Origin of the sequence: Streptomyces caelestis, assembly GCF_014205255.1 — a bacterium.
In the GTDB taxonomy this organism is placed as follows: domain Bacteria; phylum Actinomycetota; class Actinomycetes; order Streptomycetales; family Streptomycetaceae; genus Streptomyces; species Streptomyces caelestis.
Map to the genome: position 1 here is coordinate 2523225 of NZ_JACHNE010000001.1, position 26120 is coordinate 2549344.

General features: G+C 71.7%; 24 protein-coding genes. 12 read left to right on the forward strand and 12 right to left on the reverse strand.

All coding sequences use genetic code 11. From position 1 onward, the window contains the following. The first annotated feature begins 39 nt into the window (after nucleotides 1–39). Both HDA41_RS11400 and HDA41_RS11405 read left to right on the forward strand, forming a co-directional pair. Nucleotides 40–1983: a S53 family peptidase gene (locus HDA41_RS11400; protein WP_184983113.1), complete on the forward strand. Its 1944-nt coding sequence runs from the start codon at nucleotides 40–42 to the stop codon at nucleotides 1981–1983. A gap of 78 nt (nucleotides 1984–2061) precedes the next feature. Continuing rightward, nucleotides 2062–3840 carry an NAD+ synthase gene (locus tag HDA41_RS11405; RefSeq protein WP_184983115.1) on the forward strand — a complete coding sequence of 593 codons (1779 nt, stop codon included), beginning with the start codon at nucleotides 2062–2064 and terminating at the stop codon, nucleotides 3838–3840. 25 nt (nucleotides 3841–3865) lie between these two features. On the opposite strand, the gene HDA41_RS42255 is transcribed toward HDA41_RS11405, so the two are convergent. Further along, nucleotides 3866–4405, reverse strand: a complete 540-nt coding sequence (locus tag HDA41_RS42255) for a CGNR zinc finger domain-containing protein (protein WP_184983118.1) — start codon at nucleotides 4403–4405, stop codon at nucleotides 3866–3868. Nucleotides 4406–4492: 87 nt separating this feature from the next. Between HDA41_RS42255 and HDA41_RS11415 the strand changes: the two genes are divergently transcribed. Both HDA41_RS11415 and HDA41_RS11420 read left to right on the forward strand, forming a co-directional pair. Next, nucleotides 4493–5194 (forward strand): haloacid dehalogenase type II, encoded by a 702-nt coding sequence (locus HDA41_RS11415; RefSeq protein ID WP_184983120.1) that lies wholly within the window; start codon nucleotides 4493–4495, stop codon nucleotides 5192–5194. 25 nt (nucleotides 5195–5219) lie between these two features. Next, nucleotides 5220–5786, forward strand: coding sequence for an O-methyltransferase (locus HDA41_RS11420; RefSeq protein WP_184983121.1), 567 nt, complete (start codon nucleotides 5220–5222; stop codon nucleotides 5784–5786). A gap of 12 nt (nucleotides 5787–5798) precedes the next feature. On the opposite strand, the gene HDA41_RS11425 is transcribed toward HDA41_RS11420, so the two are convergent. The 5 genes from HDA41_RS11425 to HDA41_RS11445 all read right to left on the reverse strand — a co-directional run bounded on the left by HDA41_RS11425 (nucleotide 5799) and on the right by HDA41_RS11445 (nucleotide 11798). Further along, a complete protein-coding gene (locus tag HDA41_RS11425) occupies nucleotides 5799–6722 on the reverse strand; it encodes an NADP-dependent oxidoreductase (RefSeq protein WP_184983122.1) in 924 nt (307 codons plus the stop codon). Between the two features lie 188 nt (nucleotides 6723–6910). Beyond that, nucleotides 6911–8128: an MFS transporter gene (locus HDA41_RS11430; RefSeq protein ID WP_184983123.1), complete on the reverse strand. Its 1218-nt coding sequence runs from the start codon at nucleotides 8126–8128 to the stop codon at nucleotides 6911–6913. A gap of 157 nt (nucleotides 8129–8285) precedes the next feature. Continuing rightward, nucleotides 8286–9338, reverse strand: a complete 1053-nt coding sequence (locus tag HDA41_RS11435; RefSeq protein WP_184983124.1) for an endonuclease/exonuclease/phosphatase family protein — start codon at nucleotides 9336–9338, stop codon at nucleotides 8286–8288. Between the two features lie 176 nt (nucleotides 9339–9514). Continuing rightward, nucleotides 9515–10150 (reverse strand): TetR/AcrR family transcriptional regulator, encoded by a 636-nt coding sequence (locus HDA41_RS11440; RefSeq protein WP_184983125.1) that lies wholly within the window; start codon nucleotides 10148–10150, stop codon nucleotides 9515–9517. 46 nt (nucleotides 10151–10196) lie between these two features. After that, complete coding sequence (locus HDA41_RS11445) at nucleotides 10197–11798, reverse strand: MFS transporter (protein WP_184983127.1); 1602 nt, start codon at nucleotides 11796–11798, stop codon at nucleotides 10197–10199. Nucleotides 11799–11999: 201 nt separating this feature from the next. Here HDA41_RS11445 and panB point away from each other — a divergent pair, with 201 nt between their 5' ends. From panB to HDA41_RS11460, 3 genes are all read left to right on the forward strand, one after another. Continuing rightward, a complete protein-coding gene (gene panB, locus HDA41_RS11450) occupies nucleotides 12000–12872 on the forward strand; it encodes a 3-methyl-2-oxobutanoate hydroxymethyltransferase (protein WP_184983129.1) in 873 nt (290 codons plus the stop codon). Nucleotides 12873–13053: 181 nt separating this feature from the next. Next, nucleotides 13054–14073, forward strand: a complete 1020-nt coding sequence (locus HDA41_RS11455; RefSeq protein ID WP_184983131.1) for an ATP-binding cassette domain-containing protein — start codon at nucleotides 13054–13056, stop codon at nucleotides 14071–14073. Beyond that, nucleotides 14070–14885 (forward strand): ABC transporter permease, encoded by an 816-nt coding sequence (locus tag HDA41_RS11460; RefSeq protein ID WP_184983133.1) that lies wholly within the window; start codon nucleotides 14070–14072, stop codon nucleotides 14883–14885. The genes HDA41_RS11455 and HDA41_RS11460 overlap by 4 nt, the downstream gene beginning before the upstream one ends. Before the next feature lie 19 nt (nucleotides 14886–14904). On the opposite strand, the gene HDA41_RS11465 is transcribed toward HDA41_RS11460, so the two are convergent. Further along, nucleotides 14905–18180, reverse strand: coding sequence for an AfsR/SARP family transcriptional regulator (locus HDA41_RS11465; protein ID WP_184983135.1), 3276 nt, complete (start codon nucleotides 18178–18180; stop codon nucleotides 14905–14907). Nucleotides 18181–18351: 171 nt separating this feature from the next. Between HDA41_RS11465 and HDA41_RS11470 the strand changes: the two genes are divergently transcribed. Beyond that, nucleotides 18352–19152, forward strand: a complete 801-nt coding sequence (locus HDA41_RS11470; protein WP_184983137.1) for a site-2 protease family protein — start codon at nucleotides 18352–18354, stop codon at nucleotides 19150–19152. On the opposite strand, the gene HDA41_RS11475 is transcribed toward HDA41_RS11470, so the two are convergent. From HDA41_RS11475 to HDA41_RS11485, 3 genes are all read right to left on the reverse strand, one after another. Continuing rightward, nucleotides 19142–19321 carry a hypothetical protein gene (locus HDA41_RS11475; protein ID WP_184983139.1) on the reverse strand — a complete coding sequence of 60 codons (180 nt, stop codon included), beginning with the start codon at nucleotides 19319–19321 and terminating at the stop codon, nucleotides 19142–19144. The two genes, HDA41_RS11470 and HDA41_RS11475, sit on opposite strands and share 11 nt — an antisense overlap. Before the next feature lie 63 nt (nucleotides 19322–19384). After that, nucleotides 19385–20104, reverse strand: coding sequence for an NADPH-dependent F420 reductase (gene npdG / locus HDA41_RS11480; RefSeq protein WP_030837291.1), 720 nt, complete (start codon nucleotides 20102–20104; stop codon nucleotides 19385–19387). Between the two features lie 33 nt (nucleotides 20105–20137). Then, on the reverse strand, nucleotides 20138–21247 hold the full coding sequence (locus HDA41_RS11485; protein WP_184983141.1) for a sialidase family protein: 1110 nt from the start codon (nucleotides 21245–21247) through the stop codon (nucleotides 20138–20140). A gap of 118 nt (nucleotides 21248–21365) precedes the next feature. Between HDA41_RS11485 and HDA41_RS11490 the strand changes: the two genes are divergently transcribed. After that, nucleotides 21366–21968: a hypothetical protein gene (locus HDA41_RS11490; RefSeq protein ID WP_184983143.1), complete on the forward strand. Its 603-nt coding sequence runs from the start codon at nucleotides 21366–21368 to the stop codon at nucleotides 21966–21968. 63 nt (nucleotides 21969–22031) lie between these two features. Here HDA41_RS11490 and HDA41_RS11495 read toward each other — a convergent pair whose 3' ends face one another. Further along, entirely contained in the window at nucleotides 22032–22262 is a 231-nt protein-coding gene (locus HDA41_RS11495; protein WP_184983146.1) for a hypothetical protein, read from the reverse strand. Nucleotides 22263–22320: 58 nt separating this feature from the next. On the opposite strand from HDA41_RS11495, the gene map reads away from it, so the two are divergent. After that, nucleotides 22321–23178 carry a type I methionyl aminopeptidase gene (gene map, locus HDA41_RS11500; protein WP_184983148.1) on the forward strand — a complete coding sequence of 286 codons (858 nt, stop codon included), beginning with the start codon at nucleotides 22321–22323 and terminating at the stop codon, nucleotides 23176–23178. 118 nt (nucleotides 23179–23296) lie between these two features. Next, the gene (locus HDA41_RS11505) at nucleotides 23297–23944 is read left to right on the forward strand and encodes a biliverdin-producing heme oxygenase (protein ID WP_184983150.1); all 648 of its coding nucleotides are present in this window, start codon (nucleotides 23297–23299) and stop codon (nucleotides 23942–23944) included. 156 nt (nucleotides 23945–24100) lie between these two features. Here the strand turns inward: HDA41_RS11505 and HDA41_RS11510 are convergent, their stop codons facing one another. After that, nucleotides 24101–24745, reverse strand: a complete 645-nt coding sequence (locus HDA41_RS11510) for a PhzF family phenazine biosynthesis protein (RefSeq protein WP_184983152.1) — start codon at nucleotides 24743–24745, stop codon at nucleotides 24101–24103. Nucleotides 24746–24967: 222 nt separating this feature from the next. Here HDA41_RS11510 and efeO point away from each other — a divergent pair, with 222 nt between their 5' ends. Next, entirely contained in the window at nucleotides 24968–26116 is a 1149-nt protein-coding gene (efeO, locus tag HDA41_RS11515) for an iron uptake system protein EfeO (protein ID WP_184983154.1), read from the forward strand. Nucleotides 26117–26120: the final 4 nt, after the last annotated feature.

The following is a 26120-nucleotide window of genomic DNA, read 5'->3' on the forward strand; positions in this document are numbered from 1 at the left end:
TCGAGTGATCCACTCGCGTCGAACCGCACAGGGGGTTCCATGAGATCCAACCGCGCCAAGGTGCGCGCCGGGCTGGGCATGGCGGCGACACTGCCGATGCTCGCGGGCGCGCTGGCGCTCGGCATACCCGCGGCGCACGCCGCCGACCACCCGCTCCGCGACCTGCTCGCCGGGACCAAGCCCGCGTGGGCCACGGCCCGGGCCGACAAGGGCGCCGCCTCCGACCGCACCGGGATGTCGGCCCGGGTCTATCTCCGGGGCCGCGACGCGGCCGGCCTCGCCGCGTACGCCCAGGCCGTCTCCGACCCTACGTCGGCCTCGTACGGCAAGTACCTGACCGCCAAGCAGGCGCAGGCGCGCTTCGGCGCGACCAAGGCCCAGGTGGCGGCCGTGAAGTCCTGGCTGACGGCGGCCGGCCTGAAGGTCACCGGCGTCACGGCGCACTACGTCTCCGTCACCGGTGACGTGGCCGCCGCGGAGAAGGCGTTCGGCGCCCAGCTGCACGACTTCGCCAAGGGCTCGAAGACGTACCGCGCCCCGGCGAGCACCGCCTCCGTGCCGGCGAGCCTGGCCGACGCCGTGCTGACGGTCACCGGCCTGGACAACGCCCCGCACATGGTCACGCACGACGACCAGCTGCCGCCGCCGGACACCGTGTTCCGCAACGCCGGGCCGTTCTCCTCGTACTACGGCTCGAAGACCGCGAGCACGCTGCCGGAGGCGTACGGCACGAAGATCCCGTACGTGGTCAAGGGCTACACCGGCAAGCAGCTGCGGGCCGCGTACGGCGCGGGCACCCGCACCGGCAAGGGCGTCCGGGTCGCCATCACGGACGCGTACGCCTCGCCGACGATCGCCTACGACGCGGCCACCTACGCCGGCAAGCACGGCGACGCGGCCTGGAAGACCGGCCAGCTCCACCAGGTACTGCCCAAGCAGTACACGGACACCAAGGCGTGCTCCGCTTCCGGCTGGTACGGCGAGGAGACGCTGGACGTCGAGGCCGTGCACGCGGTCGCGCCGTCCTCGGACGTCACCTACGTGGGTGCCGCGTCCTGCAACGACGGAGACCTGCTCGACGCGCTCGCCAAGGTCGTCGACCACCACCTGGCCGACATCGTCTCCAACTCCTGGGGCGAGGTCGAAGCGGCGCAGACGCCCGACCTCGCGGCCGCCTACGACCAGGTCTTCCAGCTGGGCGCGGTCGAGGGCATCGGCTTCTACTTCTCCTCGGGCGACGACGGTGACGAGGTCGCCAACTCCGGGACGAAGCAGGTCGACTCCCCGGCCAACTCGGCATGGGTGACCGCCGTCGGCGGCACCTCGCTGGCCGTCGGCAAGAACGACACGTACCTGTGGGAGACCGGCTGGGGCACCGACAAGGCCAACCTGTCGGCCGACGGCAAGAGCTGGACGGACTTCCCCGGCGCCTTCACCTCCGGCGCGGGCGGCGGCACCAGCAGGACGGTGGCGGAGCCCTCGTACCAGAAGGGTGTCGTGCCGGGCGCGCTGGCGAAGGCCAACAGCGCGGACGGCAACCGCGTCGTGCCGGACATCGCGGCGATCGCCGACCCGAACACCGGCTTCCTGGTCGGCCAGACGCAGACCCTGCCGGACGGGAAGACGCAGGCGTACAGCGAGTACCGCATCGGCGGCACCTCGCTCGCCGCGCCGACCATCGCGGCCATCCAGGCGCTGGCCCAGGAGGCCCGCGGCGGCACGCCGATCGGCTTCGCCAACCCGGCGATCTACGCGAAGGCCGGCTCGAAGGCCTACCACGACGTCACCGACAACCCGACGGGCTCCGGCCTCGCCGTGGCCCGCGTCGACTTCGTGAACGGCTACGACGCCACGGGCGGCCTGGCCACGTCCGTGCGCAGCCTGGGCAAGGACAGCTCGCTCGCGGCCGTGAAGGGCTACGACGACGTCACCGGCGTGGGCACGCCCGCGACCGGGTACGTCGAGTCGTACCGGCGCCGCTGACCCTCCACAAGGGGGCCGGGGTGGTGTGGGATGGCCCACACCACCCCATTGTGTCGCTCTGACGATTACACTGGGCCCGTGCCTCAACTACGTCTCGCCCTGAACCAGATCGACTCGAGCGTCGGCGACCTCGCCGGGAACGCCGAGTCGATCGTCCGCTGGACCCGGCACTCCGCCGAGCAGGGAGCGCATCTCGTGGCGTTCCCCGAGATGGCGCTGACCGGGTATCCCGTCGAGGACCTGGCCCTCAGGTCGTCCTTCGTGGAGGCCTCCCGGGCGGCGCTGCGGAGTCTTGCCGTCCGCCTGGCCGACGAGGGCTTCGGCGAGCTGCCGGTGATCGTCGGCTACCTCGACCGCTGCGCGACCGCCCAGCCGAAGTACGGCCAGCCGGCCGGCGCGCCGCAGAACGCGGGCGCGGTGCTGTACGGCGGCGAGGTGGTCCTGAACTACGCCAAGCACCACCTGCCGAACTACGGCGTCTTCGACGAGTTCCGCTACTTCGTGCCCGGCGACAGCATGCCGGTCCTGCGCGTCCGCGGCGTGGACGTCGCCCTGGCCATCTGCGAGGACCTCTGGCAGGACGGCGGCCGTGTCCCCGCGGCGCGCTCGGCGCGGGCGGGCCTGCTGATCTCGATCAACGCCTCGCCCTACGAGCGCAACAAGGACGACACGCGCCTGGAGCTGGTCCGCAAGCGGGCCCAGGAGGCCGGCTGCACCACGGCCTACCTCGCCATGATCGGCGGCCAGGACGAGCTGGTGTTCGACGGTGACTCGATCGTCGTGGACAAGGACGGCGAGGTCGTGGCGCGGGCGCCGCAGTTCGCCGAGGGCTGCGTCGTCCTGGACCTGGACCTGCCGGCGGCGTCGGCGGACGCGCCGACGGCCCGCGACGGAGTCGCCCATGGACAGCGTGTGGACGACGGCCTGCGCATCGACCGGGTGGTGCTGTCGGAGGAGCCGCTGCCGCCGTACGAACCGGAGCTCACGGGTGGCTACGCGGACCGCTTGGACGACGACGAGGAGGTCTACTCGGCGCTGGTCGTGGGCCTGCGGGCGTACGTCGCGAAGAACGGCTTCACGTCGGTCCTGATCGGCCTGTCGGGCGGCATCGACTCCTCGCTGGTCGCGGCGATCGCGTGCGACGCGGTGGGCGCGCAGAACGTGTACGGCGTGTCGATGCCGTCGAAGTACTCCTCGGACCACTCGAAGGACGACGCGGCGGAACTGGCCCGCCGCACCGGCCTGAACTACCGCACGGTCGCCATCGAGCCGATGTTCGACGCGTACATGGGCTCCCTGGGCCTGACGGGCCTGGCCGAGGAGAACCTCCAGTCGCGCCTGCGCGGCACGCTGCTCATGGCCATCTCCAACCAGGAGGGCCACATCGTCCTGGCCCCCGGCAACAAGTCGGAACTGGCGGTCGGCTACTCGACGCTCTACGGCGACTCGGTGGGCGCCTACGGCCCCATCAAGGACGTCTACAAGACGTCGATCTTCCGCCTGGCCGAGTGGCGCAACCGGGCCGCCCGCGAGCGCGGCCAGACCCCGCCGATCCCCGAGAACTCCATCACCAAGCCCCCGAGCGCGGAACTCCGCCCCGGCCAGGTCGACACGGACTCGCTCCCCGACTACCCGGTGCTGGACGCGATCCTGGAGCTCTACGTCGACCAGGACCGGGGCGCCGACGAGATCGTCGCGGCCGGTTTCGACCGGGCGCTGGTCACGAAGACCCTGCGCATGGTCGACACCGCCGAGTACAAGCGACGGCAGTACCCGCCGGGGACGAAGATCTCGGCGAAGGGCTTCGGAAAGGACCGGCGACTGCCGATCACGAACGGGTGGCGGGAGTCGGTCTGACAGCCTTTCGCGCCGCCCGCGTCGGTCAGGCAGCGCCCCGTCTCCGCGCCCGGTAGGCCGCTGCCTTGACCCGGTTGCCGCACTCCTCCATCCCGCACCACGTGCGCCGCGCGCCCCGTGAGCGGTCGAGGTAGACGCGGGTGCAGTCGGGGCGGCCGCACTCCTTGAGACTGGCCCGGGGGTCGGCGAGTACGGCGATGCCGCTTCGGGCCAGTTGGGAGAGTGCCGCCCGGAGGTCTCCCGACCTGTGCAGTCCCGCGTCGCTGAGCCTGATGGCGCACACCGGCCCGGCGGCCGTGTCGTTGACGACGTCGAGGCTGCCCGGGTCGAAGCGGCGGCCGAGCAGGCGGTCGAGAGCCAGTCGGTAGATCGCCTCGCGCAAGGACAGTGCGGACTCGAAGGTTGCCTCGTCTGCCGTCACCCGGTCCGGAAGCTCCTCGCATGCGGCCACCCACCGTTCGAGGTCCACGGGCGCGGCCAGGAGGTCCACGGGGTCGTCCCGGCGCGACAGGACGGTGCCGGCGAGGTCGAGCGCCGCGTTGCCGCTCACAAAGGTGAAGTCCACGTCACCATCTTGACCGGTGACGGGGCCGGTGACAACATCGTCACCTCTTCAGGCAGTGACGTCGGCAGCACGAGGACGGGAGCACGCGTGACCGGGATCCCCGACATCGAGGTCGTCGTCGTCGACGTCCTCGGCACACTCGTCGACGAGCACACGGGGCTTCGAGCGGCGATCCGCGAAGCCGTACCCGCGTCCGACGAGGCGGCTGCCGACGACCTGCTCAGCCTGTGGCAACAGCACCGTGAGCTCGAACAACGACGCATCCAGCAAGGGCTCCGCGAGTACGTCGGCAGCGAGACCATCGACGCGGAGGCCGCGCGGCTCGTGGCCGGCCGGGCCGGGCTCTCCGACCCCGCGACCATCGCCCGGCTGGCCACAGCGGGGCGGCGGCTGCCGCCCTGGCCCGACTCCGCCGCCGGTCTCGAACGGCTCGCGCAGTGGTTCCCCGTGGTCGGGCTCTCCAACGCCGCTCGCACGGCGCTGCTGCGCCTCAACGCACACGCCGGGCTGCGCTGGCACCAGGCCCTGTCCGCCGAAGCCGTCCGGGCGTACAAGCCGGCGCCGGAGGTGTACCGGCTCGCGGTCGATGCCGCCGGATGCGCGCCGGAACGCGTCCTCATGGTGGCCGCGCACGCCTGGGACCTCCGTGGCGCGCAGGCGGTCGGCATGCGGACCGCCTACGTCGAGCGGCCGGTCGGGGATCCGCCGACGAGTTCCGACGTCTTCGACGGGGGGTTCGGCGGACTCGACGAACTGGTCGCTGTGCTGACAGGTGGTCAGATAGCGTAAGGCCGACACTGACAGGGGGCTGACCATGACAGAGCGTGGGGTTCCGGATCGCGTGGTGGTCGCGGAGCGGCTCGCCGCCGAGGCGGGGTTCGAGAAGAGCTGTATCCCCGAGGTGGGCAGGCTGCTCAGGCTGGCCGCCGCGTCCAAGCCCGGTGGGGTCGTCGCCGAGAGCGGCACCGGCTCGGGTGTGGGCACCGCCTGGCTGCACAGTGGTCTGGGGGCCGGTGCGCGTCTCGTCACGGTGGAGCGTGACGAGGAGCTGGCGCGGCGGGCGGCCGGTGTCTTCGCGGACGACGACCGCGTCCGTGTGCTGACCGGTGACTGGCGGCTGCTGGAGCAGCACGCCCCGTTCGACGTCTTCTTCTGTGACGGCGGAGGCAAGCGGGACGCCCCCGGACGGGTCGTCGAGCTGCTGGCGCCCGGCGGCCTTCTCGTCCTGGACGACTTCACCCCGTCGGCCGACTGGCCGCCCCGGTTCGAGGGTGAGGTGGACGAGCTCCGGCTCTTCTACCTCACCCACCCGAGCCTGGACGCCACCGAAGTCCTCACCACACCCTCCAGTTCGGCGGTCGTCGCGGCACGTCGCGTCTGACCGCGCTGTGCGTCAGGGCACGGTTACGACGACCTTGCCGCGCGCGTGACCGGTGGCGCTCTCCTCGTGCGCCGCGGCGATGTCCCGCAGCGGGAACACCTGGTGCACGGGGACGGTGAGGCGGCCTTCGTCGGCGAGGGACGCGGCGTGGGGCAGTCCTGACCAGCCGGGCTCCCCCACCCCGGAGCGGGAGAACCGTACTCCGTGCCGGGCGGCGTCGAAGTCGGCGATCGTCACCACGCGGTGCGGGTCTCCGGTGATGGTCACCAGGTCGGCGAGGGAGCCCTTGCCCGCCGCGTCCAGCACCAGGTCGACGCCCCGGGGAGCGAGCGGGGCCAGGCGGCCGGACAGGCCGGGGCCGTAGGTGACCGGTGTGACGCCGAGCCCGTCGAGGAAGGCGTGGTTGCGTTCGCTCGCGGTGCCGATCACGGTCAGCCCGCGGGCCCTGGCCAGTTGCGCGGTCATCGTGCCGGCGCCGCCGGCCGCACCCTCGATCAGGAGGGTCATGCCCTCGGTGGCCCCCAGGGCGTCCAGCACACGGGTGGCCGTCTCGACGTTGCCCGCGGCACCGCCCGCAGTCTCGAAGGACCAGGCCCGGGGCTTGCGGGCCCATGCCTCCAGCACCGCGTACTCAGCCGAGGCCCCGCCCAGCCGGGCCAGGGGGACGAGGCCGAACACCGCGTCTCCCACGGCGGTGCCGGTCACCCCTTCGCCCACCTCGTCGACGACTCCGGCGGCGTCCATGCCGGGGATGTGGGGGAGGCTCAGGGAGGCCATCTCCTTCAGCATCCCCGAGCGCAGGTACCAGTCGGCGGGGGTGACGCCCGTGGCACGCACCGAGACGCGGACCTGACCCGGCCCGGCGTGGGGCTCCTCGGCCTCCTCCACGGAGAGGGTCTCGGGACCGCCGTAGCGGTGGTAGCGCGCAGCCAGCACTGACAACCTCCGTGTGTCCGGGAGTGGTTGAGGGAGAACCTCCTGGAACCGGTGTCGTCTTCCCCGTGCGCCGAAGTGAGAGACCGACCCGCCGGTCCCTCTCGGTTGCCGTACGCACGAAGCGGCGGTCCGCGGGTACACACCCGCGGACCGCCGCCCGAGTCACAGCGCCGGCATGCCGGCTTCGGTCAGTGGCGCACCGCTTCCGCCTCCTGCGGGACGTGGCTCGCCACGACCCGCTCGCGCCCGCCGGCCGGCGCACTGCGCCGGTCCACCGCGTAGGCCAGCGACGCAACGCCGAGGCCGAGCACGGCCAGGACCGCGCCGGCCAGGGCGGGGGAGGTGACCCCGAAGCCCGCGGCCAGGGCGAGGCCGCCGATCCAGGCGCCGCCGGCATTGGCCAGGTTGAAGGCGGCCTGGTTGGCGGAGGAGGCCAGGGACGGGGCCGAGGCGGCCTTGTCCATGACCATCAGCTGGAGCGGGGAGCCGGTGGCGAAGGCCGCCATGCCGAGCAGGATCACGGCGACGGCGGCGGTGAGTTCCGTGCGCATCAGCAGCGGGAACAGCGCCAGTACCGCCACCAGGGCGGCCAGGCCGCCGAACAGGGTGCCCCGCAGGGAGTGGTCGGCCAGGCGGCCGCCCAGCAGGTTGCCCGCGGTCGCGCCGACGCCGAACAGGGCCAGCAGCAGGGTCACGCTGGCGCCGGTGTAGCCGGCGGCGTCCGTGAGCATGGGCGTGATGTAGCTGTAGGCCGCGAAGAGGGCGCCGAAGCCCGCGACCGTCGTGCCGAGCGACAGCCAGACCGGGACGGAGCGCAGGGCGGCCAGTTCGCCGCGCAGGCCCTTCGCGGTGGCGTGCTCGTGGTCGTGCGGGATCAGGAACGCGAGCGCGGCGATCGCCGCCAGGCCGATGGTGCTGACGCCGAGGAAGGTCGCCCGCCAGCCGAGCTGCTGGCCCATGAGGGTCGCGACCGGCACGCCCACGACGTTCGCGACCGTCAGGCCGAGGAACATCAGGGAGACCGAGCGCGCCTTGCGCTCGGGGGCGACCATGTTCGTGGCGACGACGGCGCCGACGCCGAAGAAGGCGCCGTGCGGCAGACCGCTCAGGAAGCGGGCCGCCAGCAGCCAGCCGTTGTCGGGAGCCAGGGCCGACAGCGCGTTGCCCGCGACGAACAGCCCCATCAGCCCGATCAGGACCGTACGGCGGGACATCCGGGCGGTGACCGCGGCCAGCAGCGGGGCGCCGATGACGACGCCCAGCGCGTACGCCGACACCAGATGGCCGGCGCTGGGTATGGAGATGTTCAGGTCGTCCGCGACATCGGGCAGCAGGCCCATCATCACGAACTCGGTCGTACCGATGCCGAAGGCGCCCACGGCGAGGGCGAGCAGGGCCAGGGGCATGAGCGAGCCTTTCGAGACTTACGGGAGTTCGTACTTCGTGACTTCGTATGTTCAAGTACGGAACAAAGTCTCGCAGGCCGACTATTCCGCGAGGTCTCCGAGAAGTGAAGCCGCGGTGGCCAACTCCTGCCGAACAGGCTCTGAGCTGCGGTTTTCCTCAGCCGCCTGTGGTGACACTCACACGGGCCGCGACGGGCAGATGGTCGCTGGCCGTCTGCGGGAGGTTCCACGAGCTCTCCGGCTTCAGGCCCCTGACCATGATCTGGTCGATGCGCGCCATCGGGAACGACGCCGGCCAGCTGAACCCGAAGCCGTTGCCGGCGGCGCCCTGTGTGGAGCGCATCTGGGAGGTGACGGCGTTGAGCGCGCGGTCGTTCATCGTGCCGTTCAGGTCGCCGAGCAGCACGACGTTCTTCAGCGGTTCGTGGGCGATGGCCTCGCCCAGGAAGTCGGCGCTCCGGTCGCGCTGCCGGGCCGTGAACCCGGCCTCCATCTTCACGCGGACGGACGGCAGGTGGGCGACGTAGACCGCGACCTGCCCGGCTGGGGCGGTCACGGTGGCGCGCATCGCCCGCGTCCAGCCCAGGTCGATGTCGACGGCCCGCACGCCGGTCAGCGGGTACTTGCTCCACACCCCGACCGTGCCCTGCACCGAGTGGTACGGGTACGTCGAGTCCAGTGCCCGCTCGTACGTGGGGACCGCGGCCTCCGTCAGTTCCTCCAGGGCCACCACGTCCGCACCGGAGGCGGCCACGTCACGGGCGGTGCCGGCCGGGTCGGGGTTGTCCGCGTTGACGTTGTGCGTGGCCACGGTGAGGTCGCCGCCGGTGGCGGTCTTGTCGCTCACCTGGCCGCCGAAGAGGTTCAGCCAGACCAGCGCCGGCAGCAGCACCGCGATCAGGGCGGTCGCGGACTTGCGGACCACCGCGAGGAGGAGCAGTACCGGGATGAAGAGGCCGAGCCAGGGCAGGAACGTCTCGACGAGACTGCCCAGGTTGCCGATCGTGTTCGGGATGCGCGAGTGCAGCAGCATGACCACGGCCAGCAGCACCGCGCACGCGGCCACGACGATCCCGCGCCGCCAGATCTGCCGGCCCCCGCGCCAGTCGCCGAGGAACCGGTCGAACAGGCGCCGAAGCCGGTCTCCCCGGGGCTCGGGCCCCGAGCCGCCGTTTGCCGTCTCCGTCATGTACGCCTGCTGCTGCGCCATACCGTCGCCTCACTGCCTGCCGTGCACACCATCGCCCCCGTGTCTACGACCCTAGGGGATGATCCGTTCCGTTCCCGCCGTCCCTCGACGGCCGTACGGGGGCGATGACGTTCGAGCCCGTGGGACGAGTTCCGATCGGGCCCGGAGTAAGCGCCGTCTGTGACGAAACGCGCACACTAGGACCGGTGGGCTGCGGAACTGACGGGGCGTAGGCCTTCGAGGAGCGTGTCGACGACCTGGGCGGCGAGGTCGTCGGGGAGGTCGGCGTCCGGGCGCAGGACGGAGCGGACGAGCACGGGGCCGATGAACATGTCGCTCAGAAGTTCGATGTCGACGTCCGTGCGCAGTTCGCCGTTCCGCTGCCCCCGGCGCAGGATCTCCAGGCCGATCCGGCGGCGCGGTTCGAGGACGGTGGTCTCGTAGGCCGCCCAGATCTTCGGGCTGCTCTTCATCTGGGCGTGCACGTTGGTCAGGATCGCCGACGTGCGCTTGGCCAGGCCGCGCACGCGCGCCTGTTCCAGCAGGGCCACGAGGTCGTCGCGCATGGAGGTGCCGGGGAGCGGGGGTCCGGGGGGTTCGGCGGCGCGCAGGACGTCGGCGAAGAGTTCCTCCTTGCCGCTCCAGCGGCGGTAGATGGTGGCCTTGCCGACGCCGGCGGTCCGGGCGACGCGCTCGATGGACAGCTCCGCGAGAGGCACGCCCTCCTCCAGGAGTCTCATCACGCCCTCGATGATGGCGCGCTCGACGGCCTCGCTTCTGGGGCGGCCCCTCGGGGGGCCGTCGTTCCGGGGATGCCTTTCGGCGAGGCTCACGTCGCTCGGTCCTTCCTGGGCAGGTGAGGATCATTCTCGCGCAGGACTACGACCGCGCGTCCGACAACTCCCCCTCCCTCTCCCCCTGCTGCGGCGCCGGCTGCCTGCCGGGCAGGAACAGCGCCACGACGACCGCGCCGATCAGGGCGACACCCGCTCCCCACAGGGCGGTGACGTGCATCGCGTGCAGGAACGCGTCGTAGGCCGGGGTGACCAGGGCCTTGCCCTGCGGGCCCAGCTTGGCGGCGACGCCGAGGGTGGCCTCGATGGACTCCCCCGCGGTGTGCCGGACGGCCGCCGGCAGCCGGTCGAGCTTGTCCTCGATACCCGTGCGGTACGCCGTGGACAGCACCGAGCCGAGGATGGCGATGCCGAGGGCGCCGCCGACCTGCCGGAACGTGTTGCTGAGGGCGGAGGCCGAGCCGGCCTTCTCGCGGGGCAGGGCCTGCATGATGACGACGCTGACCGGCGTCATGATGTGCGCCATGCCGGTGCCCATCAGGAAGAAGATCACTTCCAGGTTCCAGATGGGCGTGTCGGCGTCCAGTGTGGCGAAGGCGGCCAGCATCGCGGCGATGACCAGCATTCCGGCGGTGGTGGTGGCCTTGTAGCCGAAGCGGTCGACCAGCAGCCGGGCCCGCGGCGCGAAGATCAGCTGGGCGACGGCCAGTGGCAGCATCAGCAGGCCGGTCTGGAGCGGCGAGTAGCCGCGCACGCTCTGCGTGTAGAAGACCGAGAAGAAGGTCACGCCCATCAGCGCGAAGAAAACCAGCGCGATGGCGGCGATGGCGGCCGAGAAGACCTTGTTCTTGAAGTACGTGACGTCGATGGAGGGGTGGTCGGTGCGCTTCTCGAACACGACGAAGGCGACGAGCACGGCGAGTCCGGCGCCGATCGTCGCCAGCACGGTGGCGTCGGTGAAGTCGGCGAGCTGGCCGCCCTTGATGATGCCGTAGACGAGCAGCACCAGGCCGACGACGGACAGCGTGACACCGACCGGGTCCATGCGGCCGGGCTGCGGGTCGCGGGAGTCGGGCACCAGCCACAGCATCAGCGCGAGCGCGAGCAGCACGATCGGCACGTTGATCAGGAAGACCGAGCCCCACCAGAAGTGGTCGAGGAGCACGCCGCCGGTGATCGGGCCGATGGCGATGGCGAGGCCGACACCGCCCGCCCAGATGCCGATGGCCTTCGGCTGCTCCTCGCGCTCGAAGACGTTCATGAGGACGGCGAGGGTGGCCGGCATGACGAAGGCTGCGCCCAGGCCCATCACGGCGCGGAAGGTGATCAGCTCCCCCGGCGAGCCGGAGAAGGCCGCGAGCGCGGAGCCGGCACCGAACACCACGAGCCCGCCGAGCAGCACCTTCTTGCGGCCCAGCCGGTCGCCGAGCAGTCCTGCGCTGAACAGCAGCCCCGCGAAGACGAGGGTGTAGGCGTTGATCGCCCACTCCAGCTCGCTCTGCGTGGCCCCCAGCCCCGTCGGGGCGGGCGTGGAGATCGTCTTGATGGCGACGTTCAGGATCGAGTTGTCGAGGACGACGATCAGCAGGCTCAGCATCAGCACGCCGAGGATCGCCCAGCGGCGCCGGTGCACCGCTTCCGGTATGCGAGGGCCGGTGGGGGCGGCGCGGTCGGCAGGAGTAGTCATGCCGCCGAGCGTAGGGCCATTACGATACGAGACCGTCTCGTATCGGAAAACTTTTACCGAGCCCTTACGTGCGCTCTGTTTCACGGGACCGGGCTGGGATCACAGGGGCTCCCCTAGCCCTCGATGGCACGAGGTGCCACCATGGACGTGGTCCGGGGACGCCGTCAGGGCGCCTCGAGATGACGTGTGAGGAGCCGTGCAATGACGCAGCTTCCGGCTGCCCAGAGTGCTCAGAAGTCCTCCGACAGCGGCAAGACGCTGTACGGGGGCAAGGGCACCCGCCGCATCACCGTGCGGGACATCGCCGCCGCCAAGGAGCGCGGCGAGAAGTGGCCCATGCTCACCGCCTACGACGCGATGACCGCGTCCGTCTTCGACGAGGCCGGGATCCCGGTCATGCTCGTCGGCGACTCGGCGGGCAACTGCCACCTCGGGTACGAGACGACCGTGCCCGTCACCCTCGACGAGATGACCATGCTGTCGGCGGCGGTCGTACGGGGCACCTCGCGCGCCCTGATCGTCGGCGACCTGCCCTTCGGCTCCTACCAGGAGGGTCCGGTGCAGGCGCTGCGCTCGGCGACCCGGCTGGTGAAGGAGGCGGGCGTACAGGCCGTGAAGCTGGAGGGGGGCGAGCGGTCGCACGAGCAGATCCGGCTGCTCGTCGAGTCCGGCATCCCGGTCATGGCGCACATCGGCCTGACCCCGCAGTCCGTCAACGCGATGGGCTATCGCGTGCAGGGGCGGGGCGAGGAGGCGGCCCAGCAGTTGCTGCGCGACGCGAAGGCCGTGCAGGACGCGGGTGCGTTCGCCGTGGTGCTGGAGCTGGTTCCGGCGGAGCTGGCGGCCGAGGTGACGCGGGTGCTGCACATTCCGACCGTCGGGATCGGGGCAGGGCCCGAGACGGACGCGCAGGTGCTGGTCTGGACCGACATGCTGGGTCTGACCGGCGGTCGCGTCCCGAAGTTCGTGAAGCAGTACGCGAATCTGCGTGAGGTCATGGGCAACGCGGCGAAGGCGTTCGCCGAGGACGTCGTCGGCGGAACGTTCCCGCAGGAGGAGCACTCCGTCCACTAGAGCCACAGCGGTACCCCACTGGAGCCATAGCGGTACCACGGACAGCCCGTCGATCTTCCCCCGTCGACGGGCTGTCCCCTTGCCGGGACCACCTTGCCGGGACCACCTTGCCGGGACCGCCGACAAGGGCTGTCGGCGGTCTGTCGGTGGTTTGTCGGTGGCAGCTGACACCGTCAGGGACATGACGCGAATCGACAAGAACGCCGGCGGCGCCGCTGTGACCGTGCGGGGGCTGGTGAAGCACTACGGCGAGACCAAGGCACTGGACGGGGTCGACCTGGAGGTGCGGGAGGGCACCGTCATGGGAGTGCTCGGGCCGAACGGGGCCGGGAAGACGACCCTTGTACGGATCCTGTCCACCCTGCTCGCTCCCGACACGGGCCGGGCCACCGTCGCCGGCTACGACGTCGTACGGCAGCCCCGGCAGCTGCGGCGGGTGATCGGGCTCACGGGGCAGTACGCCTCCGTGGACGAGAAGCTCTCGGGCTGGGAGAACCTGTACATGATCGGGCGGCTGCTCGACCTGCCCCGCAAGGACTCCCGCAGGCGGGCCGACGAGTTGCTGGAGCGCTTCTCGCTGACCGAAGCCGCCAAGCGGCCCGCGGCGACGTACTCCGGGGGCATGCGGCGGCGGTTGGACCTGGCCGCGTCCATGATCGGGGCACCGGCCGTGCTCTTCCTGGACGAGCCGACCACCGGGCTCGACCCGCGCACCCGCAACGAGGTGTGGGACGAGGTGAAGCGCATGGTCGGCGACGGGGTCACCGTGCTGCTCACCACCCAGTACATGGAGGAGGCCGAGCAGCTCGCCTCCGAGCTGACGGTCGTCGACCGCGGCCGGATCATCGCAGGGGGTGCCATCGAGGAGCTGAAGGCGAAGGTCGGCGGCCGGGCGCTGCGGATCCGCCCGGCCGATCCGACACAGCTGCGGCCACTCGCCGCCGCGCTGGACGAGCTGGGGATCACCGGGCTCGCCACCACCACCGTGGACACCGACCGGGGTGACGTCCTCGTGCCGATCCTCAGCGACGAGCAGCTGACCGCGGTGGTCGGCGCGGTCACCGCGCGCGGCATCACACTCTCCGCCATCACCACCGAACTCCCCAGCCTGGACGAGGTGTTCCTGTCCCTCACCGGCCACCGCGCCAGTGCACCGCAGGACGCCGTGCCCGCCGAAGACCTTCAGGAGGCCGCCGTATGAGCGCCGTGACGATCAACGACGCCGAGGTGGACGCCCGTATCTCGCTGCGCGGTCACCTGCGCCACACCGGTGCCCTGATCCGCCGCAACCTGCTGTGGATCCGCAAGGACCCGGAGTCGATGGCCGACGCGCTGTTCATGCCGGTCGTCTTCACCCTGCTGTTCGTGTTCGTCTTCGGCGGCTCGATCGGGCAGGCGCTGGGCGGCGGGCAGGACCAGTACGTGCAGTACGTGATTCCCGGCATGATCGCGATGATGAGCATGACGCTGTCCCAGGGCGTCGGCACCGGCTTCAGCCAGGACTTCAACTCCGGTGTCATGGACCGCTTCCGGTCCCTGCCGATCGGGCGCGGTTCGGTGCTGTTCGCGAAGATCTCGGTGGAGCTGCTGCGGATGCTGTTCGCGACCGCCGTGCTGATGATCGTCGCCGTGGCGGTGGGGTTCGAGATCACCAACTGGCCCGGGCTGTTCGCGACCGTGGCCCTGTCCACGGCGTTCGCCTCGTCGATCATGTGGGTGTTCCTCACCCTGGGCGTGATCCTGAAGAACGCGCAGTCCGTGCAGGCGATGGGCTTCCTGGTGCTGTTCCCGCTCCAGTTCGGCTCGTCGATCTTCGCGCCGACCACGTCCATGCCGGGCTGGCTGCAGGTGTTCACCGACTACAACCCGCTGTCGACGCTGGCGGACGCCGCACGCGGGCTGATGGTGGGCGGGCCGGTCGCGCACGACCTGTGGGTGACGCTCGCCTGGTCGGTGGTGATCACGGCGGTGATGGCGCCCATCGCGATCCACAAGTTCCGTACGAAGAGCTGACCGTCGGGACGGGTTCGCGTCAGAGCAGGGCGGTGGCCTCCTCGGGGGAGAGGCCGCAGCCTTCCGCGTACGCGGACTCGTACGCCGGGTCGCCGAGCACCGCCCGCGCCTGCCGCTCCGCCTGCTCGCGTGCCTCGCGCTCCTGCCGCGCGGCGACGTGCCCGGACGGCAGCAGGGCGTCGGCGGCGCCGAGGAAGCGGGCCGCGTCCCGGGCTCGGTGCCCGCCGTCGGCGACGGCCAGGGACCCGGCGGCGAAGATCAGGTACACCGCGCGCACATGGGGTGTGATGGCCACCGAGAGCGGATCGGCGGCCCGCTCCAGCGCCCTGCGGATCAGGTCCAGGCACGCCTCGTGACGCCCTTCCATGGCGTCCAGCCAGGCCTCCGTGCCGAGGATGAACGCGTCGAAGACGATGAAGTGGGCGATCCGGAAGTCCTGGCGCAGCCGCCGCAGTTGCTCGCGCGCCTCGGGGACGCGGCCCGTCATGCCGAGCCAGCCGGCCAGGAACAGGCGGGCGGCGGGCATAGCCTCGCTGTGCGAGTCCTCGCGTTCGGCGATCACCTCGCGCAGCAGCCGCTCGCCGCGCTCGCCCTCGCCCGCCTCCAGCAGCGCGCTGCCCAGCCGGGCGGCGAGGACGGCCGCCTGGGCGCGGGCGCCCACGCGTTCGGCATGCGCGATGGCCGCCTCGTAGTCGGCGGCGGCCAGGGCGTAGGCGCCCTTGCGTTCATGGGCCTCGGCGCGCGCCGACAGGGCCTCGGCGGTGCCCCAGGCGTCTCCGAGGCGCTGGTAGATCTCCAGCGACTCATCGGCGTCGCGGGCCGCGTCGCCCGCCCAGTCGGTGCGGTGGGCGGAGAAGTTGGCCCGCATCTGGAGGCCGGAGGCCAGCTCCCAGTCGAAGCCCGGGGTCTCCCGGCAGGTGCGGATGGACGCGTCCATGATGACGCGCAGCCGCTCCATGTCACCGGTCAGCATCACGGCGAAGAACCAGAGCAGGCCGGGGAGCCGGCAGCTCTGCGGCAGGCCGGGCTCGTAGGTCCGGGAGATGGTCCGCAGCTTCTGCTGGGAGCGCGGGTTCTGCCAGGCGTCCAGTTCGGTGTCCATACAGGCGAGATGGGCCAGGTGGACACCGCGCCGGGCCTCCAGAAGGACCTCGCCGGTCATCGGGGGCGGGGCGTCGGTGCAGCGCTGCCCCACCGGGGCGGCGGGGCGGACGGGCTCGGTGAAGGGGTCGGGGCCGAGGGCCATGACCTCGCGGCACCAGTTGCGGGCCTCGACGCGCAGGTCGCGCATCTGCCAGTACCAGATGAGGGACAGCGCCAGGCACAGCGCCTCCTGCTCGTCGCGCAGGGCGACGGCGTGGCGCAGGGCGGTGCGCAGGTTCTCGTGCTCCCGCTCCAGCCGTTGGATCGCGGCGAGCTGGTCCGGGCCGCGCAGCAACGGGTCGGTGGTGCGGGCGAGTTCGCGGTAGTACGTCAGGTGGGCGCGCTCGGCGCCGTCGCGCTGCCCGGACTCGTCCAGCCGCTCGGCGGCGTACTCGGCGACGGTCTCCAGCAGCCGGTAGCGCATCTCGCCGTCGCCCGCCTCGCCGGGCGGCGTGGCCACGACCAGGGAGCGGTCGACGAGGGAGCCGAGCGCCTCCAGGGCGACCGGTCCGCACACCGCCTCGGCGGCGGGCAGGTCGCAGCCGCCCGCGAACACCGACAGCCGCCGCAGGACGTCCCGTTCGTCCTCGTCGAGCAGGTCCCAGGACCAGTCGACGACGGCTCTGAGGGTCTGCTGGCGGGGCAGGACGGTACGGCTGCCGGAGGTGAGGAGACGGAAGCGGTCGTCGAGCCGGTCGGCGATCTGGCGTGGCGTCAGCATCCGCAGCCGGGCGGCGGCCAGTTCGATGGCCAGCGGCAGGCCGTCGAGGCGCCGGCAGATCTCCGCGCACGCCTCGGGGTCGTCCTCGATCCGGAAGCCGGGCCGGGCCGCCGCGCCCCGGTCGGCGAGCAGCCGCAGCGCGACCGGCTCGGGCAGCGGCTCCACGGGCCGCAGCAACTCCCCCGGCACGCCGAGGGGTTCACGGCTGGTGGCGAGGACGGTCAGGCCGGGGCAGCGCTCCAGCAGTTCCTCGGCGAGCCGGGCGGCGGCGTCGGCGACATGCTCGCAGTTGTCGAGGATCAGCAGCATGCGGAACCTGGAGCAGTGCTCGGCGAGCCGCTCGACGGGGTCGTCGAGCCGGTCGGCGACGGCGGCCCGGATGCCCTCGGCACCGGCGCCGTACAGCACGGTCTCGCGGGCGCCGACGGCGGTGAGCACGGCCTCCGGTACGGCGGCGGGGTCGTCGACCGGGGCGAGCTCGGCCAGCCACACACCGCCCGGCATGGCGTGCCGTACGGTCTCGGCGGCCTCCTGCGACAGCCGTGTCTTGCCGGCCCCGCCGGGTCCGAGCAGCGTCACCAGACGGGCGGCGGTGAGGTCGCCCCGGATGGTCTCGATGTCGCTCTCGCGGCCGATGAAGGAGGTGAGGCGGGCGCGCAGGTTGCCGGCGGCCGGAGCGCCCGCGGCCACGGGGCTGCCGTCGCCCGGCTTCAGTAACCGCGCGTGCAGGGAGCGCAGTTCCGGCCCCGGGTCGGCCCCGAGCCGGTCGGCGAGCAACCGCCGCACGTCCTCGTACGCGTCCAGCGCCTCCGCCGCGCGGCCGGCGTCGCGCAGGGCGCGCAGGCGCAGCGTCTGCAGGGGCTCGTCCAGGGGGTGGCTGTCGCACAGGGCGGTCAGCTCCGGCAGGGACTGCTCGGCGTGGCCGAGGGCGAGGGCGGCGCCGTGGCGGGCGCGCAGTACGTCGATGCGGCGGGTGTCCCGGCGGGCCGCCTCGGCGGCGCGGTCGGGGAGGTCGGCGAGGGCCGGGCCGCGCCACAGGGCGAGGGCGTCGTCCAGGATCACGGCCGCCTTGGCGGGGTCGCCGTCGGCCAGGGTCCGCAGTCCTTCACCGGCCAGCCGCTCGAACCGGTGCAGGTCGACGTCGTCGGGCGCGGCCGTGAGCCGGTACCCGCCCTCGGCGGAGGCGACCGCGTCCGCCCCGAGCGCCCGCCGCAACCGCCCGACCAGCGCCTGCAGCGCCCCCGGGGCGTCGGCGGGCGGCTCACCGCCCCAGACCTCGTCGACCAGCAGCCCCACGGGCACGCTGCGGCCGGCCCGCAGGGCCAGCACGGTCAGCAGCGCACGCAGCCGCGCCCCGCCCACCGGGACGACCGTGCCGTCGGTGCGGAGCGCCTGTGTGGTGCCGAGGATGCGGTAGCGCACAGGGACCATTGTCCCCGCTACGCCGGGAGGCGGTAACGGAGTTCGGCGGCGCGGCGGGCGGCACGGGACCGGCCGATGCCCCCACGCCCCCGGAACCGACCGCCCCGCGCGAGACGTTCTCCCCCCGCGCCCGGTACCGTCGGGCCGTCCCATCGCGTGTTCGAGAGTGCAGGGAGTCCCATGACCACCGCCACCAGCCGCCACAGTGAGCGGCGGATCAGTCCCGTCTTCGTCGGGATTCTGGCCGTGACGGCGGTCACGGGATGGGCGACCTGGACCGGGTTCGCGCAGCAGCCCGGGGTCGCCGTGTTCCTCTTCGTGACGGCGGCCTGGATCGTCTCGCTCTGCCTGCACGAGTACGCGCACGCGCGCACCGCCCTGCACAGCGGCGACATCTCGGTCGGCGCGAAGGGCTACCTCACGCTGAACCCGCTCAAGTACACGCACGCGCTGCTCAGCATCGTCCTCCCGGTCATCTTCGTGATCATGGGCGGGATCGGGCTGCCCGGCGGCGCGGTGTTCATCGAGCGCGGGCGGATCCAGGGCCGCTGGAAGCACAGTCTGATCTCGGCCGCCGGTCCGCTGACGAACGTGCTGTTCGCTGTCGTGTGCACGGCCCCGTTCTGGCTGGACGCGCTGGACGGCGTGCCGAGCGACTTCCGGTTCGCCCTGGCGTTCCTCGCGCTGCTCCAGGTGACGGCCGCGCTGCTGAACTTCCTGCCGGTGCCGGGTCTGGACGGCTACGGCGTCATCGAGCCCTGGCTGTCGTACGGCATCCGCCGTCAGGTGGAGCCGTTCGCGCCGTTCGGCCTGCTGTTCGTGTTCGCGCTGCTGTGGCTGCCGGCGGTCAACGGCGTGTTCTTCGACGTCGTCGACTCGGTCCTGAAGTCCCTCGGGATCAGCGACCTGGAGACCTACTGCGGTCAGGAGCTGTACCGCTTCTGGCAGGGCTCGAACGAGTTCTGCTCGGTCAGCCCGTGACGGACTTCTGCTGCTTGCCGCGCTTCACGTAGTACCAGCACATGTTGGACGACAGGCCCGCCAGCAGCACCCACACGATCCCCAGCCAGCTGCCCTCCACGAAGGAGACCACGGCCGCGGCCACGGCGAGGAGGCAGACGATCAGGGCGTAGAGGGCGAGGCGGGGCATCGGGTCGACTCCTGTCGGGGGACACTGCGGGCACTGCTGTGCCGTCCAGTGTCCCCCATGCCGTCACACGTCCGTGACGCGGAGCCCCGCGTGCGCCTTGTACCGGCGGTTCACGGAGATCAGGTTCGCCACCAGCGACTCCACCTGGTGGGCGTTGCGCAGCCGCCCGGCGAAGATGCCGCGCATGCCGGGGATCCGCCCGGCGAGGGCCTGCACGATCTCGACGTCGGCACGGACCTCGCCGAGGACCATCACGTCGGTGTCGATCTCGTCGATCTCCGGGTCCTGGAGCAGCACGGCCGACAGGTGGTGGAAGGCGGCCGTGACCCGGGAGTCCGGCAGCAGGGCGGCGGCCTGCTCGGCGGCGCTGCCCTCCTCGGGCTTGAGCGCGTAGGCGCCCTTCTTGTCGAAGCCGAGCGGGTTGACGCAGTCGACGACGAGCTTGCCGGCCAGTTCCTCGCGCAGGGATTCGAGGGTCTTGCCGTGGCCGTCCCACGGCACGGCGACGATCACGATGTCGCTGCGGCGCGCGGTCTCGGCGTTGTCGGCGCCCTCGACGCCGTGCCCGAGTTCCTCCGCGGCGGCCCGGGCACGGTCGGCCGCGCGCGAGCCGATGATCACCTTCTGCCCGGCCTTGGCGAGCCGGTAGGCGAGACCCTTGCCCTGCGGCCCGGTCCCGCCGAGCACTCCGACGACGAGTCCGGAGACGTCAGGCAGGTCCCAGGGGTCCTTGGCGGGGGCCTTCTGGGCGTTGTCGGTGGCAGCACTGTCGGTAGAGGTCATGGCCCCGACTCTACGTCCGCCGCGGTCATCGGCTCAGGTCAGCTCCGTCACGGGCACCCGGCGGAAGGTGATGGTCTCGTAGGCGCTGAAGTCGCCGGTCTCGTACAGCAGACCCACGGTGTCCGCGTCGACGCGCACGAGGTCGGAGTACGCGGCGGGCAGGCCGTCCACGGTGTGGACCGGGCGCCAGGTGGTGCCGCCGTCGGCGGAGGCGCGGATCGTCATCAGGGCGCGGAAGCCCGGGTCGGCGGGGCCGGAGTAGAGCAGCACGTCGGGGTCGCGGAGCTGGAGGACGCTCGCCTGGCACACGGGAGCGGACAGGCCCGCCTGCGGACGGAAGGGTTTCACCAGGGTCTGCCCGCCGTCGGTGGAGTGGGCGTCGGCCCGGGTGCCGGGCGACGGGGAGTCGTTGCGGGTGTTGACGTACACGCGGCCGTCGGGGAGTTCGGCGGCGGTGGTCTCGTTGGCGTTGATGTAGCCGTCGGTGTTGTCGTCGACGTAGCCGATCCGCCAGGTGGCGCCCCGGTCGTCGCTGAGCAGGCAGTGGCCGCCGTTGTACCTGCCCTCCGTGCCGTTGTCCGTGCCGGTGGGCGGCAGGGAGTGGTTGGCGGGGACGACGATCCGGCCCGTGCTCAGCTGGAGGGCATGGCCGGGTGTGGTGGCGTACCAGCGCCAGTGCGGCTCCTTGGTCTGCTGGGTGATCTCCTTCGGCGCGGACCAGGTGAGGCCGTCGTCGTCGCTGTGCTGCACCCAGACCCGGCGTCCGTCGGCCGCGCTGACCTTGCCGCGCCGGATGGCGTCCTCGGTGGCGAGAGCGGCGTTGCGTACGTGCACGAGGAGGACGCGGCCGGTGTCGAGGACGACGGGGGCCGGGTTGCCGGCGAGGGCGTCGCCGTTCTTCGCGACGACCAGGAGCGGGCTCCAGCTCCGGCCGCCGTCCGTGGAGCGCTTGAGTACGACGTCGATGTTCCCGAAGTCGTCCCGGGAGCCGACGCGGCCCTCACAGAAGGCGAGCAGGGTGCCGATGGGGGTGCCCCCGCTCGAGCGGAGCCGAGAGTGGGGGACGGTGGCGACGACGGCGGGGATGCGGAAGCTGGCGTATCCCTCCCGGCCGGCGCGGAAGGGGACGCTGGTCTCGGTCATCGGCGGGTTCCTCCGGTCGTTCGACGACGGTACGGATGACCGATTCATCTGCCCGAGCCGGGCGAATTCGTGGTGAATTCCACATCACGAGTGACCGGTTCGGGCAGGATGCGGTCGCATGGATGCCGTACGGGTCGCGCTGCTGCGGGAAGTGCTCGCCGGAACGGAGTGGCTGGGCGCCACGCGGCGGTTCGCCGGCGCGCTGCGGGGGTCGGTGGTGTCGCACGGCGGCGGGCTGCTGCTCGTCGGCACGCCGGAGTACGAGCCGTGGCACCTGGCGGCGCATCTGGTGGACGAGGCGGCGTGGTCGGGCACGCCGGAGCTGGCCCCGACGCTGGTACGGCATGACGCGCGCCCCTCGGATCCGGCGCATCTGGCGGCCGGTCTCGGGCGGCTTGAGGCGGCCCGGCGGGGCGAGACGCTGCTGGTGGTGTCCCCCGAAGGGCCGGCCGCATCTCTCCTCGAACGGGTGTCCGACGCCCGGCGTGCCGGGGCGACGGTGCTGTCCCTCGGCCCCGGTGAGGGCGAGCTGGCGGCGATGGCCCATGAGGCCCTGGCCGTCCCCGACGGCTCGGAGCTGGACCTGGACACGGTGCAGCACCTGGTCAGCGCGGCGGCCGGGGAGAACGCCCTGCCGACGCCGCGCGGCCGCCGCCGCTTCCGGGACAGGGCGGCGAGACTGGCGGAACACCTGACGGCCCCTCCGCCGGCGCGCTGGTAGGGGGCGTCCGCCCCCTGGGCCGGATGTGCGGCTGCGCGAACGCCGCGCAGCCGCCGGGTGGCGCTACTCCTCGTTCCGGCCGCCCGCCGGGGCGTCGTGCCACTTGGGGTCGTTCTCCCACTGGAGGTTGCGCGCGCGGGCGGTCTCCATCGCGCGTTCGGCTTCCGTGCGGGAGGTGTACGGTCCGAACCGGTCCTTGTTGGGGCACTCCGGCCCCTCCTCGACCTTCTTGTGCTCCAGGCAGTAGTACCACTCGCCCGGCTTCCCGACCGTCCGCTTCTTGAACAGGGCCATGACCAGCTCCTCTCGCCATCGTCATGTTCCCCCATGGCAGCTGGTTAGACTCGCTGGCATGTCTGGCCAGTCGCTGCTTGTCCCGGGGGAGCTGTCCCCCACCCGTCCCGTGCCCGGAAACATCCGCCGCCCCGAGTACGTCGGCAAGCCCGCGCCGACGCCGTACACCGGACCGGAGGTGCAGACGCCCGAGACGATCGAGGCGATGCGGGTCGCCGGCCGGATCGCCGCCCGGGCGATGGCGGAGGCCGCGAAGCTGATCGCCCCCGGGGTGACCACCGACGAGCTGGACAAGGTGGCGCACGCGTACATGTGCGACCACGGCGCCTACCCCTCGACGCTCGGCTACCGGGGCTTCCCGAAGTCGCTGTGCACGTCCGTCAACGAGGTCATCTGCCACGGCATCCCGGACTCGACGGTCCTGCGCGACGGCGACATCGTCAACCTCGACGTGACGGCGTACATCGGTGGTGTGCACGGCGACAACAACGCGACCTACCTGGTCGGTGACGTCGACGAGGAGTCGCGGCTGCTGGTGGAGCGGACCCGGGAGTCCCTCGACCGGGCGATCAAGGCGGTCAGGCCGGGCCGGCAGATCAACATCATCGGCCGGGTCATCGAGTCGTACGCCAAGCGCTTCGGCTACGGGGTGGTCCGGGACTTCACCGGCCACGGCATCAACAGCGCGTTCCACTCGGGCCTGATCATCCCCCACTACGACAGCCCGCACGCGACGACGGTCATCCAGCCCGGCATGACCTTCACCATCGAGCCGATGCTGACGCTCGGGACGCACGAGTACGACATGTGGGACGACGGCTGGACGGTCGTGACGAAGGACCGGAAGCGGACGGCCCAGTTCGAGCACACGCTGGTGGTGACGGAGACGGGCGCGGAGATCCTGACGCTGCCCTGATCACCGATCACGATCACCGAGCCCGCCCTGCCAGGGCGGGCTTTCTCTTGTACGCTTTTACCGACAGGGCGTCGGCAAACCCATTGACTTAGGTATGCCTTACCCAAAGGATGGGCCCATGGAATCCTTCTCGACCCTCATTCGGACCGCTTCCCGCGAGCAGCACGAGGAGGTCAGGGGCTCGACGTTCATGAGCGACCTGCTGGGGCACAAACTGGGGGTCGACGCGTTCGCCCGCTACACGGAGCAGCTGTGGTTCGTGTACGGGGCACTGGAGTCCGGCGCCGAGCGCCTGGCCGGGGACCCGGTGGCCGGCCCCTTCGTCCGCCCGGAGCTGTTCCGGATGGCCTCGCTGGAACAGGACCTGGAGTACCTGCGCGGCCCCGGCTGGCGTTCGGGCGTCAGCGCGCTGCCCGCCACGCTGGAGTACGCGCGGCGGATCTCCGACTGCGCCCACACCTGGCCGGCCGGCTACGTCGCCCACCACTACACGCGCTACCTCGGCGACCTCTCCGGCGGGCAGATCATCCGCGACACGGCCGAGAGGACGTGGGGTTTCCCGAAGAAGGGCGACGGGGTCCGCTTCTACGTGTTCGAGGAGATCCCCAACCCGGCCGCCTTCAAGCGGGGTTACTGGGAGCTGCTGGACGCGGTGCCCGGTGACGAGCTGGAGCGGCAGCGGATCGTGTCCGAGTGCAAGCGGGCGTACGCGCTGAACAACGCGGTGTTCCAGGCTCTGGGCGAGGAGTTCCCGCTGTCGGCGTGAGCGGACCCGGAGACACGGCGCCGCCCCACTCACCTCGGCTCCGAGCTCACCGGCGTACGGGCCGCACGGGATGCGGTCGGGAGTGGTCGCGCCCGGAGGTTCCCGTTCGGTACCGCACACACGCGGTTCCACCCGTACGGACACGCACCGCCCGGGTCAGCGTTCGAGGTGGACCCGGCCGCCGACCTCGGTCCATCCGCCCGGCTGGGGCGCGGTCAGGATCTGGGAGCCCGCGCCCTGGGTGATGTTGAGGGCCCGGCCGAGCCGGTCGGTGAGCAGCAGGGCCGCCGCTCCGGTCGCCTCGTCCTCGTCGATCCCGTCGCCGCGTCCGGGGAAGGCCCGGGCCCTCACCCGTCCGGCGGGCTCGTCCTCCCACGCCCAGGCGTACACCCACTCCCCCGGCGGCGGCACGGCCAGGTCGTCGACCTCGGTGGCGCTGCCGTACTGCCGCAGGGTGCGCTGCGGCACCCACTCCGCCCGCGCCTCGATCCAGCAGAACTCCCCGTCCTGCCGGGCACCGACCACCCCGGCGGGCGTGACCAGCTCGGGCACGTCGAGCAGCCAGGCCGTCCCGACACACGGATGCCCGGCGAAGGGCAGGCGCAGGGTGGGCGTGTAGATGTCGATCACACCGCGCTCGGGGTCGTCGACGAACACGGTCTCACTGAACCCCAGCTTCGCGGCGAACGCCTGCCGGTCACTCCGCTCGGGCAGCACCGAACCCTCGCGCACGACACCGAGTTCGTTGCCGTATCCACCGTTCGGCCCGCAGAAGACGCGGAGCACGTCGTAGTCAGTCACGGGTGCATTCAAACATCGCACGGGCGGCCGCCGAGGTCACGGCCTTCGCCACGCGTCCGTTCCCCGCGCTCGCGGCGGCGTACGGGCCGGGGTCGCGCTCACCCCGAGGCGCGACCTTTGACCGTCCCTTGACCGCTCCATGAGGGCGATTTTGAGCCACTTCAGCAATTCTTATGTGGCTCATTAGGTGAGCCTCACCTTCCCCGCCTTCCTGGAGCCCTCATGCGACCCGCCAGACCCGTTTCCGTCGCGATCGCCGTCGCGGCGGCTCTGACCGCCGTCACCGGCTGCACGGAGAAGAGCAACGCCGCGGACGGCGACCACGTCGTCCATGTGACGGCCACGGACGACAAGTGCGAGGTGTCGAAGAAGGAGTTCCCGGCCGGGCACGTCGAACTCGCCGTCGAGAACAAGGGGTCGAAGGTCACCGAGGTCTACGTGCTCTTCCCCGACGACCGTGTGGTCACCGAGCGGGAGAACATAGGCCCCGGCACCAAGCAGCGGGTCACCGCCGAGGTGAAGGCCGGCGACTACCGGATCGCCTGCAAGCCCGGCATGAAGGGCGACGGCATCCGCCAGACCGTCAAGGCCACGGGCGGCAAGGCGATCCAGCGGGATCCGCGCCTGGACAAGGCCGTTGCGGCCTACCGCGCCTACGCCCAGGCGCAGGCCGACGAGACCCTGCCCAAGGCCGAGACCTTCGCCCGGGCCGTCAAGGAAGGCGACCTGGAAGCCGCGAAGAAGGCGTACGCCCCCTCCCGCATCGGCTGGGAGCGCACCGAGCCGGTCGCCGAGTCCTTCGGCGACATCGACCCCAAGGTCGACGTCCGCGAGGACGGTCTGGAGGACGGCCAGGATCCCGCCACGGACTGGACCGGCTGGCACCGCCTGGAGAAGGCCCTCTGGCAGGACAAGAAGATCGGCGACCGCCAGAAGGAACTGGCCGACCGGCTGATCACCGACCTGAAGGACTGGCAGAACCGCGTAGGCAAGGCGGACATCACCCCTACCTCCATGGCCAACGGCGCCAAGGAACTCCTCGACGAGGTCGCCACCGGCAAGGTCACCGGCGAGGAGGAGCGCTATTCGCACACCGACCTGGTCGACTTCAAGGCCAACGTCGAGGGCGCGCAGCAGTCGTACGAGCTGCTGAAGCCGGTCGCGCAGGAGAACGACAAGGCTCTCACCACGGAACTGGACAGGCAGTTCGCCGCCCTGAACACGCTGCTCGACACGTACCGCCCGGACCCGGCGTCGTACGACTTCACCTCGTACGACAAGGTCGGCAAGACCGACCGCAAGGAGCTCTCGGACGCGGTCAACGCGCTGGCGGAGCCCCTGTCGAAGCTCGCTGCCGCGGTCGTGAAGTAGAGGG